The organism is Bacillus cereus group sp. N12, from assembly GCF_016483575.1.
Lineage (GTDB): Bacteria > Bacillota > Bacilli > Bacillales > Bacillaceae_G > Bacillus_A > Bacillus_A toyonensis.
In genome coordinates, this window is record NZ_JAEHBO010000074.1 from 1 (window position 1) to 9,472 (window position 9,472).

Sequence of the window (9,472 nt, forward strand, 5' to 3'; positions counted from 1 at the left end):
TTATCAGTGTTGACACATAAAAAGAGGTTCAGACACATAAACAGGCTGTGGAGAAGACTTTCTCCACAGCCTGGAAAGAAGTGGTGCTTATCGCACCACTTCTTTCCTTTTCTAAATTACGAGCTGTTTCGCTTAATTCAACGTCTTTTCCATCTTTAAGCGTTCCAAATATAAAATCGAATACTGGATTTGAAACACCAAACCAAAACTTTTCGTTTTTATAATGGTGTAATATATGCTGTTTTTTTAGCCACCTTCCAAACTTAGTGACGGGACGAATCGGCTTATGTGCAATATAATGTTTCCATTCATAAACAAGGAGCATGATAATCATTCCGATTCCAAATGAAAGTGTAACAGTAACACTTTTTGTAATACCATATGATATAAGTAAATATATAGTAAAGCTAGGTACACTAAACCATACAGGCAAAAATAAAAGTTTCAAATCATCTGGGTATACGTGATGATCATAATGTAATCTTCTTAACATTTTTAATAAAAATACGTTTTTAGGCGGCTTTAAATGGAATAAAAAACGATGGGTCATATATTCGTTAAGCGTATAAAAAACAATACCAAACAGACACGCTAACATACCGATCCATGTGAAAAATTGCATTTTTAAAATAATGATGAAAATAAATAAAATACTATACATAATAACAATATCATGCTGTAAAAAGAACTCTTTCCCTACTCTCTTCATCTTACTTCCCCTTTTTCCAAAAAAACAGCCGCAACGTATCGTTACGACTATTTCTTTTCTATTCACTTTACAAATTTGCCCGCTGTTCTATTGTCGAGAAAAAATTGTTTGTTCCAAATATATTTTGCTTCGGAATAATGTGTTCTACTGCAAACACTGTTACTTCTCCCCTTTGTACCTCTCCAATAATGAGTCCAAATACTTCATGATTTACTGCAAACGTTGGTTGTTTTGTTTGTAGCAATCTGGCTGCAGTATTAAATACCGCTTCATATAATGGATCCCTATCAGTAACTTCTTTTCGGATTTTTGGTGCTAACGTAATAATAATTTCTTTTCCGTCAATAGTGGTTCGATACATAAAAATCTCCCCTTCAATCTTATGTGAACAACTGTAAAGCTTTGTATGCAAAATGGATAGAATATCCTACTAAAATAATACCTGCTCCGGCTGTTATGTAGCCAAGTGCTTTCTGTTTTAATAAAGTCCTTCCAAAATGTACAGAAAAAGCAATATTTAAATTCCATAAAATAATCCCAACAATAATGCATAGACTGTACAAGAAAGCTTCTTGTTTCGTTACCTTCGTAAGCAATGAGCTAAGTGTGCTTCCATATATACCAAACCAAAAAACAAGATTTAATGGATTGGATATAGCAATTAAAAATCCTGCCATAAACGATTGTTTAAGGCCACCTACCTCTTCTTTTTTATATTCCATATTCGAGTGGGAAATTCCTTGTTTTACACTTTGAAATCCTAAATAAAATAATAAGAAAAACCCCGTGCAATACATAAGAGCTTGTACGTATGTATACATAAACACAGAAGATAAACCGAAATAAATGAGAAGCATAAACAAAACATCTGCAGTCATTCCACCAATTCCAACAACCCACGCATGCCAAAACCCGCGTTCAATTCCTCGTTTTAACATTTCAATATTAATTGGACCTACTGGTGCCGCTAATGAAATACCTAATACAATTTGCTGTATAATTGCTCCAAACATCGCTCTATCCTTTCTACTTCCTTTACTATTAAGTAATGATGTAACCTTTAAAAATAGACTAGCTTTCATAATAAAATACCCTTTTTTATCCAAAATATACAAAAGAGCCATCTAGATGATGGCTCTTATTTCTCTACCTTATGATGAAAAGGACATTTCCCTTTTATTGGCTCAATATCGTCTCCAATAAAATATTGTTTCCATTCTCGATGGTCAAGATCACCGTAATGACTAATGTTAGGATGTTTCGGTAGCTGATCCCACTTTTCAACTCGTTCACGAACCATTTGCCTTGAATAGGCCCCTTTAGGACGATCACCTTCTAATCCATCGAAAATGGTACGTGGCTGAAACCCAATAACGAGTGAATTCCCTAAATGCCTAGTCTTTCTCTGTTTATAAGCGGGTGCATTCCCAAATGCAAATATCGGTTCACCACCGAATGAAAATTCCCATAAATAATGATCTGGATCTTCAGGAATTTGCTGCGGCCATGTTTGATTATCATGTTCATGTAAATACTGTAGTACTTTCCAAAAGTAATCACGATAATATTCAAGTGATTGTTCTTCCCATTCTGGTTCCACAAAAAGAAAAAATCCTCTTCTTACAATTGGCCGCTCTTTCATTAATTCTAAAAAAGATAACATTGTATGTGGCAAATGACTCCAATCATTATGAGAAAGAAATGAATAACGAAGTTCATTCTTTTTCAATGCTGTTAAACCGAAATAACATGGGAAAGTTGCTTCTAACACGATGCTTGAAAAATTTTGAAATTCTTTCGCAACCCAATTCGGTATATCCGTTCTCGTTCTCATTCCTTCATTATCTAATAAGTAAGACTTATTCATTCTTTCACCTCATTATGTATAGCATTCAATAGAGAATATTACATAACCGGCCTGTCCTATACCTTTTTAAACATTTGACCAGAAAATTATTTAAAAATACAAAAAAATAAAATCGCTTACTTGACTAATTTCTACCAATTCGTGTATATTTAAATTAATCATTTAGCAGAATATTCAAGATTATAGCATTTTTAGTTTATATTATCTTTTCAAATGAATTTCACTAAATGAAAAAAGCAAATGTTTTTAGGAGGAATTGTAACATGCAAGGAAAAGTAAAATGGTTTAACAACGAAAAAGGTTTTGGATTTATCGAAATGGACGGCGCTGACGATGTATTCGTACATTTCTCTGCTATTCAAGGTGACGGCTACAAAGCTTTAGAAGAAGGTCAAGAAGTATCTTTCGATATCACTGAAGGAAACCGTGGACCTCAAGCTGCTAACGTAGTAAAACTTTAATCCAACATATGACAGGAGGTTACCTTACTTGGTAACCTCCTTTGTTATTCCTTTGTATATTTCCGTTTTACAGAGCGAAAACTATGTGAAATGCGCAATTCACAAAGGAGGCAATTACAATGGGTTCAGAAGTAAATGATTTTGAAGAAGTGAAATTTCGTGTAGAAACAGCACAAAAAATGGTAGGTTCTGCAACAATTTCAATGGATCCAGACACACTGGAGCATGCCACTACTGCAGTAGAAGCAGCTCGCTCTCAACTTGAGATTATGAAATCTGTTGCAACAGATTTAGATGAGCCATTTTTAATGAATGAGGAAAAGAAATTAAGTAAGTGCGAGCATCAATTACATGAAGCGAAGCACTAAAAAAACATCCAGAGAGTTTTCTCTGGATGTTTTTTATGACAACTGTTCTCCATATTTTTTCAACGTTTCTCCAACTGTACATTGCCTAATACAAAATGAATGGGCATAATATTTACTATTCGTTTTCCGATTATGTTCTCGCAAAAAACATCCTTCACAATACGTTTCTAATAAGTCATTTACCTCTGTAATGAGTTGCTTTTTATCCACCTTTGCACCTCTCTATTCGGTTATTTCTTTATGACTATCAATGACTGTCCCTTCTAATGCTTGCGTTGCTAATTGATGTGCTTCTTTATTTTGTTTTCTAGATATTGGCTCACATACAAGCTTTAATTTCATTTGCTTCGCCTTTCGTTCAATTTGATCTAAGTAATGATTTAAATGCTCATCATAGCAAGGCCATTCTCCAGCCAATTGCTGCAGTACAACTTGAGAGTCTCCACGAAGCGTAACTGCTTCATACTTAATCCCTAATTCTTCGAGTATATTTATACCGTATAATAATGATGCATATTCGGCTTCATTATTATCATATATACCTTCTATATATGCGTTGCGGCGAATTCGGTAGTTTGTATTTCCTTTTTTATAATACACACATATACCTACTCCAGCTTCTTTCGTCTGAAGATCATACCCACCATCAAAATAAACATATATTTCTTGAATCTCTTCCTCCACTTGTTTACTCAGCTTCTTCATTTCTTTTAATGACCATTCTGCATCCATTTCATCGTAAAATAAAAGTTCTTTCGCTCTTCCTGTTTTCTCAAAATCCTCCGCAAATTGAAGTACTTCTTCTATGTTCATATAATCTGTCGTTAATTCCGTCTGCAATCCGCGTTTTGTTTTATATAACCAATGAATTTTATATTTCATGCTAAATTCCCCTTATATAAGAATTCTTATTTATATTTTATTATATTTTATCAAGAGTCACAGTATTATATTCAATATAATCACATACAAAAAGAGCTATCCCTATAGGAATAGCTTTTTCATCTATTACATAAATCTTTCAAATTGTACTCGCTTATTAATCCAGTACATTACAGGCATCCCAATCGCCATTACTACGAATTCACCTGCTGCACATGTTAACCAAGTCCACATAAATGGTAAATCAAATGCAAGATGAAGTTCAATTGCAATCATAAACATTGTAATCGTAAAGATAACTGTATTAAAAATCATACGAGCCCAAACACCTTTAATGAATCGCATAGAAATAATCGTTGCAACTAATGCAAGAATAGATTGCCCTACTCCAAATACTAAATCATAAGCGACCATAGGTGAGAAAAAGAGATTCGTTAAAAATACACCTAATACAATTCCGTAACTTGCTTTCTTATTAAATACAACGAGATGATTAAACATCTCTGAAATACGAAACTGTACACCTGTAAAGCCAAATGGCTGAATAAGCATAGAAACAGCAATATATAATGCCGCTATAATACCATTACCGACTATTGTTCTTATATTCATGACAAAATCTCCTTAGTTTTTTTACGTGGGATGGTTTCGAACCACGTTATTCGTTTTTTAAGCAACAAGATTATATTCTACGCATTAGACACGCTTTCGTCAATAGATTCCTATCATCAACTACCTTTTTTCTTTTAGACAACGTATAATGAAACATATGAAAGATTTAGGAGGTTTCACTTCATGACAGCAACAATACAAAATGAAAAAGTAATCGTTTCCATTTCTGACAAAGGTGCAGAATTGCAAAGCGTTCGCTTAAAAGAAGATAACACAGAATATTTATGGCAAGGTGATTCTACTTATTGGGGACGTCGCGCACCAATTTTATTCCCAATTGTCGGCCGATTAGTAGATAATACATACTACGTAGATGGTAAACCATATTCTTTAACTCAACACGGTTTCGCTCGTGATCTTACGTTCTCTGTAAAAGAACAAAGTGAAACAAAAATCACTTATATCGTTACTAGTAATGAAGAAACATTAAAAAAATATCCTTACGAATTTGAACTACTCATTTCTTATGAGGTAGAAGAACAAAATATACATGTTACATATGAAGTAAACAATCCTGCTTCAAAAGAGATGTTCTTCTCAATCGGAGCGCACCCTGGATTCAACTTCCCTCTATTAGACGGCGAATCATTTACAGATTATCATCTATCATTTAACGGTTCTGAACGCTTAGAAACAAGTGTATTAGAAGGACCTTATCTTTCAAGTAAAAAACAATTAATCGCTGAAAATACGAATGAATTGCCACTTACATACGATTTATTCAAAAATGATGCACTTATTTTTGAAAATATGAATACGAATGAAATTTCTATTCGCTCTCATAAACATAATAAATTTGTAAAAGTAGAATTTGCAGGATTTCCATTTGTCGGCGTATGGACACCAGGGGATAACGCACCTTTCTTATGTATTGAACCTTGGTATGGAATCGCTGATGAAATAAATCCAGCAAAAGATTTCAAGGAAAAAAAAGGAATTCAATCTTTACAAGCGAATGAAACATTTACATGTCGTTATAGCATCACAATCGGATAAAGTGAAACTTTAATCAGTGGGGGATATTCATCCCCACTGATTATTAGCCTTCACCAATCGGGCATTTACGGGCAGTTGATCACCCACCTAACTTCATTGTTTCAGCCGAGTTTTGAGGTGGGTGTCTTACTGCCCGTTAACGCGGGATAAGTACTCTATCCCCTACTTCAAAAAAACATTTAAGTAGGGGATAATCTTATAATTTGGAGGTTTCTCATTTTGATTGAAGTGTATATTGATGGTGCATCAAAAGGAAATCCTGGTCCTTCTGGTGCGGGAGTATTTATTAAAGGCATACAGCCACCTGTACAATTATCATTACCACTTGGAACAATGTCCAATCATGAAGCGGAATATCATGCTTTACTTGCAGCATTAAAGTATTGCACGGAGCATAATTATAACATTGTCTCTTTTCGTACAGATTCGCAACTTGTCGAGCGAGCTGTTGAAAAAGAATACGCAAAAAATAAAATGTTTGCACCACTATTAGAGGAAGCACTACAGTACATAAAAAGTTTCGATCTCTTTTTTATTAAGTGGATTCCAAGTAGTCAAAATAAAGTCGCTGATGAATTAGCTAGAAAAGCTATCTTACAAAATTAACGGGGGTATGAGTGTGAAAAAAGAGTGGATTGCTCCTCTCGCTTTATTATTTGTCTCTTTTATTTGGGGAGCTACGTTTGTTGTCGTTCAAAATGCTATGTCTTTCGTTGGTCCATTTACTTTTAATGGTCTTCGCTTTTTATTCGCTGGAATTATTTTATTATTCGTTCAAATGATTTTCTCACAAAAAACTTCGAAACAAGATATAAAGCAGAGTAGTTTTGCCGGATTAATTGTTGGATTCTTTTTATGCGTTGGCTATTTATTGCAAACATTCGGCTTACTCTATACAACTTCTTCAAAAGCAGGTTTCTTAACAGGACTAAGCATTGTTATGGTTCCAATCTTATCTTTTATCTTTTTAAAACAAAAGGCTACCATTTTCGTCGTACTCGGTATCACTGTGGCAACAGCCGGTTTATATTTATTAACAGCTGCTGATTCTTTTCAATTAAATATAGGAGATATACTTGTTCTCGGTTGCGCAATCGCATTCGCTGCCCATATTCTCATTAACGGTTTCTATTCTAAGAAAATATCACCTTTATTACTAAGCACATCCCAAGTATTAACTGTTGGTATATTTTCTTCTATTTGCGCTTTTTTATTTGAAGATTGGGAAAATTTATTTTCAATATCGCTATGGACGAATCATTCCTTTTTATTCGCCCTATTTCTAACTTCCTTATTTGCGACATCCATTGCTTTTTTCATTCAAACATCGGCTCAGAAACATACTTCCCCAACGAGAGTAGCAATTATTTTCGCAATGGAGCCCGTTTTTGCTGCATTAACAGGCGTTCTCGTTGCTAACGAACAACTTTCTATGTCTGCTATTTTCGGATGTCTATGTATTTTTCTAGGCATGATTTTTGTTGAACTACCTTCCAAAATAAAAAAAGAAGCGCAGGCCGCGTGAAGTTACGCTTGTAACTTCCGCATAAAAGCCTTAGCGCTTTTTTTATCTGTAATTTCTTCTTCTTTCAATCGTTCTAATAACGCAACAAAATAACTGCCATCAAACTGTAATTGATGTTTAATTGTCGCTTCTATTGCTGCGTTCACAATTCCATCAGATGCACCAGTATATCCTTGCCCGAACATAATAAACCCTTGTGCTTCCTCTGATAATTTAAATCCTTTCGTATGTAAGAATGAAAGATAATCTTCTACTGTTTGCATGATATTCCCACCTACTCAAAAATTCTCCACTTCCTATCATACATGTTTTTACACACTATGAGAATGAAATTTCTTTGACAACTTTGTAAATCAATCGTTTACTTCGCTTGCAATGGAGGATTTCCTAACAATCTGAAGGAATATGTACAGTGGAACTTATTTCATATTAAAGGGGAGACACGATGAAACAAGCACTATTAATTATCGATGCTCAACAAGAATTAATTGATGGAAATGAGCAAGAAAATGAAGTTTTTCGTAAAACTGAGTTATTAGCTACACTAAATACAGCTGTACAGAAAGCAATTGATTCAAATGCCCTTATTGTTTTCGTAAGAGATATCGATGTTGCTTCTGGTAGCGGCGTGGGATTTGAAGTACATAATCAAATTCAAGTACCTCAGTCTGCAATCCTTATTAATAAAGCAGCAACGAATTCATTCTATGGCACTTCTTTACTTGAACTTTTAAAAGAAGAAAAAATTAATCATATTGTGATAGGTGGATGTAAAACTGAACATTGTATTGACACAGCTGTTAGGACAGCAACTGTACAAGGATTTGACGTTACATTAATTAAAAACGGTCATTCCACAACTGATTCTAACGTATTGTCTGCAGAGCAAATTATTGGTCATCACAATAAAATTTTACACGGTCATTATAACGTTGATCATTTTTCTATGGTGAGAGATATCGAGGAAGACCTCTTCCAACCAACTCACGACCAATATCGTGATTAATAAACAAAGAATCCTTCATTCAGAAGGATTCTTTGTTACCCAAAAATTTGTGCTGCAATACTATATAGTTCTCCATTTCTTTTCAAAAATTGATCACTATTTTTCATCATAATTGGTGGTGTATTCACCTTTTTAAAACCAGTAACCTCTAATTCTTTCACAAAATCTTTCTTTACTTCTGGTACATCTATTCTTAATTTCCCATTATGCCCTTTTGCTAAATAATGAACAATATTTATTGCCATCTCATCATTTTTAGCAACTACCGGTCCTAATATTTTATTTTCCGGCGTTTGTATACTCAAACCATATCCTATTATATTTTGTTCCTTATCCTTCACAACAGTGCACTGTTCACTTTGCATCATTCTTTTCTTTAAAAACTCTTTTCTATTTGTTCCAAACGCATATTCATCTATTTTTATTATTTCTTCTAAATCACCTTCCTCATAATCCATCATATATTCTTCATTTCTTGCACATTTATGATTCGGATTGTACGAGTTACATATGTATTTAGAAACATAGCTTGCCACCCTAAATCCTAGCTTTTCGTATAAATGCTTCCCCTCATCCGTTGCAATAAGCATAATTGGTGTTCGAGCTGATACGCTATTCATGCATGAATGCGTTATCGCCTTTCCAATTCCTCTTCCCTTATAATCTGGATGTACAATTACCATTCCGATAGACGCTACTTTCTCCCCATATAATATTATTGCTGCGCTAGCAATAAGTTCCTTTCTCTCATTCCATACGCCGTATACAATACCTGAGTTGAAAATTGTTTCAACTTCTTCTCTGTTATAATCCCAACCAATATAAGATGATAATGCTACAATATCGCCTATTTGTTCTTCCCTAAGACGCTCCAACCTAATTTCTAATTCAACCATACTCCATCCCCTTATCTAGACATTTAAATCATTATTACGAAATCAACTTGTACATGTTTCCCTTTATTTGTCACACACATATCCTATTTT

Annotated in this window: 15 protein-coding genes and 1 riboswitch; of the genes, 6 read left to right on the forward strand and 9 right to left on the reverse strand. The window is 34.1% G+C overall.

What is annotated here, in order from left to right:
- Positions 1–28: 28 nt before the first annotated feature.
- The 4 genes from JDS92_RS24150 to JDS92_RS24165 all read right to left on the reverse strand — a co-directional run bounded on the left by JDS92_RS24150 (position 29) and on the right by JDS92_RS24165 (position 2,576).
- The gene (locus tag JDS92_RS24150) at positions 29–709 is read right to left on the reverse strand and encodes a sterol desaturase family protein (protein WP_206773062.1); all 681 of its coding nucleotides are present in this window, start codon (positions 707–709) and stop codon (positions 29–31) included.
- 67 nt (positions 710–776) lie between these two features.
- Positions 777–1,070: a hypothetical protein gene (locus JDS92_RS24155; RefSeq protein ID WP_000286380.1), complete on the reverse strand. Its 294-nt coding sequence runs from the start codon at positions 1,068–1,070 to the stop codon at positions 777–779.
- Positions 1,071–1,089: 19 nt separating this feature from the next.
- Positions 1,090–1,833 carry a LysE family transporter gene (locus JDS92_RS24160; protein ID WP_001196845.1) on the reverse strand — a complete coding sequence of 248 codons (744 nt, stop codon included), beginning with the start codon at positions 1,831–1,833 and terminating at the stop codon, positions 1,090–1,092.
- A 14-nt stretch (positions 1,834–1,847) separates the two neighbouring features.
- Positions 1,848–2,576: a YqcI/YcgG family protein gene (locus JDS92_RS24165; RefSeq protein ID WP_001043781.1), complete on the reverse strand. Its 729-nt coding sequence runs from the start codon at positions 2,574–2,576 to the stop codon at positions 1,848–1,850.
- A gap of 263 nt (positions 2,577–2,839) precedes the next feature.
- Here JDS92_RS24165 and cspB point away from each other — a divergent pair, with 263 nt between their 5' ends.
- Together cspB and JDS92_RS24175 are read left to right on the forward strand one after the other, a co-directional pair.
- Positions 2,840–3,037, forward strand: a complete 198-nt coding sequence (cspB, locus tag JDS92_RS24170) for a cold shock-like protein CspB (protein WP_001161728.1) — start codon at positions 2,840–2,842, stop codon at positions 3,035–3,037.
- 119 nt (positions 3,038–3,156) lie between these two features.
- A complete protein-coding gene (locus tag JDS92_RS24175) occupies positions 3,157–3,405 on the forward strand; it encodes a DUF2564 family protein (RefSeq protein ID WP_000534393.1) in 249 nt (82 codons plus the stop codon).
- A 33-nt stretch (positions 3,406–3,438) separates the two neighbouring features.
- On the opposite strand, the gene JDS92_RS24180 is transcribed toward JDS92_RS24175, so the two are convergent.
- The 3 genes from JDS92_RS24180 to JDS92_RS24190 form a co-directional block, all read right to left on the reverse strand.
- Positions 3,439–3,615, reverse strand: coding sequence for a zinc-finger domain-containing protein (locus JDS92_RS24180; protein WP_000358801.1), 177 nt, complete (start codon positions 3,613–3,615; stop codon positions 3,439–3,441).
- Positions 3,616–3,627: 12 nt separating this feature from the next.
- The gene (locus JDS92_RS24185) at positions 3,628–4,287 is read right to left on the reverse strand and encodes a ribonuclease H family protein (RefSeq protein WP_000875538.1); all 660 of its coding nucleotides are present in this window, start codon (positions 4,285–4,287) and stop codon (positions 3,628–3,630) included.
- 126 nt (positions 4,288–4,413) lie between these two features.
- On the reverse strand, positions 4,414–4,899 hold the full coding sequence (locus JDS92_RS24190) for a QueT transporter family protein (protein WP_001026463.1): 486 nt from the start codon (positions 4,897–4,899) through the stop codon (positions 4,414–4,416).
- 6 nt (positions 4,900–4,905) lie between these two features.
- Positions 4,906–4,950: riboswitch (PreQ1 riboswitch) on the reverse strand.
- A gap of 132 nt (positions 4,951–5,082) precedes the next feature.
- On the opposite strand from JDS92_RS24190, the gene JDS92_RS24195 reads away from it, so the two are divergent.
- The 3 genes from JDS92_RS24195 to JDS92_RS24205 all read left to right on the forward strand — a co-directional run bounded on the left by JDS92_RS24195 (position 5,083) and on the right by JDS92_RS24205 (position 7,480).
- Positions 5,083–5,955 (forward strand): aldose 1-epimerase family protein, encoded by an 873-nt coding sequence (locus JDS92_RS24195; RefSeq protein ID WP_000127408.1) that lies wholly within the window; start codon positions 5,083–5,085, stop codon positions 5,953–5,955.
- A gap of 219 nt (positions 5,956–6,174) precedes the next feature.
- On the forward strand, positions 6,175–6,561 hold the full coding sequence (locus JDS92_RS24200) for a reverse transcriptase-like protein (protein WP_000573867.1): 387 nt from the start codon (positions 6,175–6,177) through the stop codon (positions 6,559–6,561).
- A gap of 13 nt (positions 6,562–6,574) precedes the next feature.
- Positions 6,575–7,480, forward strand: a complete 906-nt coding sequence (locus JDS92_RS24205) for a DMT family transporter (protein ID WP_199632638.1) — start codon at positions 6,575–6,577, stop codon at positions 7,478–7,480.
- Between the two features lie 2 nt (positions 7,481–7,482).
- Here JDS92_RS24205 and JDS92_RS24210 read toward each other — a convergent pair whose 3' ends face one another.
- Complete coding sequence (locus tag JDS92_RS24210) at positions 7,483–7,743, reverse strand: DUF6123 family protein (protein WP_001195212.1); 261 nt, start codon at positions 7,741–7,743, stop codon at positions 7,483–7,485.
- 182 nt (positions 7,744–7,925) lie between these two features.
- Here JDS92_RS24210 and JDS92_RS24215 point away from each other — a divergent pair, with 182 nt between their 5' ends.
- A complete protein-coding gene (locus tag JDS92_RS24215) occupies positions 7,926–8,486 on the forward strand; it encodes a cysteine hydrolase family protein (RefSeq protein ID WP_000806314.1) in 561 nt (186 codons plus the stop codon).
- Between the two features lie 35 nt (positions 8,487–8,521).
- Here the strand turns inward: JDS92_RS24215 and JDS92_RS24220 are convergent, their stop codons facing one another.
- Positions 8,522–9,382, reverse strand: a complete 861-nt coding sequence (locus JDS92_RS24220; protein WP_000229746.1) for a GNAT family N-acetyltransferase — start codon at positions 9,380–9,382, stop codon at positions 8,522–8,524.
- Positions 9,383–9,472: the final 90 nt, after the last annotated feature.

Coding starts and splice junctions, on each gene's coding strand:
- JDS92_RS24150 (WP_206773062.1), bottom strand. CDS start 709: ATGAAGAGAGTAGGGAAAGAGTTCTTTTTACAGCATGATATTGTTATT.
- JDS92_RS24155 (WP_000286380.1), bottom strand. CDS start 1,070: ATGTATCGAACCACTATTGACGGAAAAGAAATTATTATTACGTTAGCA.
- JDS92_RS24160 (WP_001196845.1), bottom strand. CDS start 1,833: ATGGCTCTTTTGTATATTTTGGATAAAAAAGGGTATTTTATTATGAAA.
- JDS92_RS24165 (WP_001043781.1), bottom strand. CDS start 2,576: ATGAATAAGTCTTACTTATTAGATAATGAAGGAATGAGAACGAGAACG.
- cspB (WP_001161728.1), top strand. CDS start 2,840: ATGCAAGGAAAAGTAAAATGGTTTAACAACGAAAAAGGTTTTGGATTT.
- JDS92_RS24175 (WP_000534393.1), top strand. CDS start 3,157: ATGGGTTCAGAAGTAAATGATTTTGAAGAAGTGAAATTTCGTGTAGAA.
- JDS92_RS24185 (WP_000875538.1), bottom strand. CDS start 4,287: ATGAAATATAAAATTCATTGGTTATATAAAACAAAACGCGGATTGCAG.
- JDS92_RS24190 (WP_001026463.1), bottom strand. CDS start 4,899: ATGAATATAAGAACAATAGTCGGTAATGGTATTATAGCGGCATTATAT.
- JDS92_RS24195 (WP_000127408.1), top strand. CDS start 5,083: ATGACAGCAACAATACAAAATGAAAAAGTAATCGTTTCCATTTCTGAC.
- JDS92_RS24210 (WP_001195212.1), bottom strand. CDS start 7,743: ATGCAAACAGTAGAAGATTATCTTTCATTCTTACATACGAAAGGATTT.
- JDS92_RS24215 (WP_000806314.1), top strand. CDS start 7,926: ATGAAACAAGCACTATTAATTATCGATGCTCAACAAGAATTAATTGAT.
- JDS92_RS24220 (WP_000229746.1), bottom strand. CDS start 9,382: ATGGTTGAATTAGAAATTAGGTTGGAGCGTCTTAGGGAAGAACAAATA.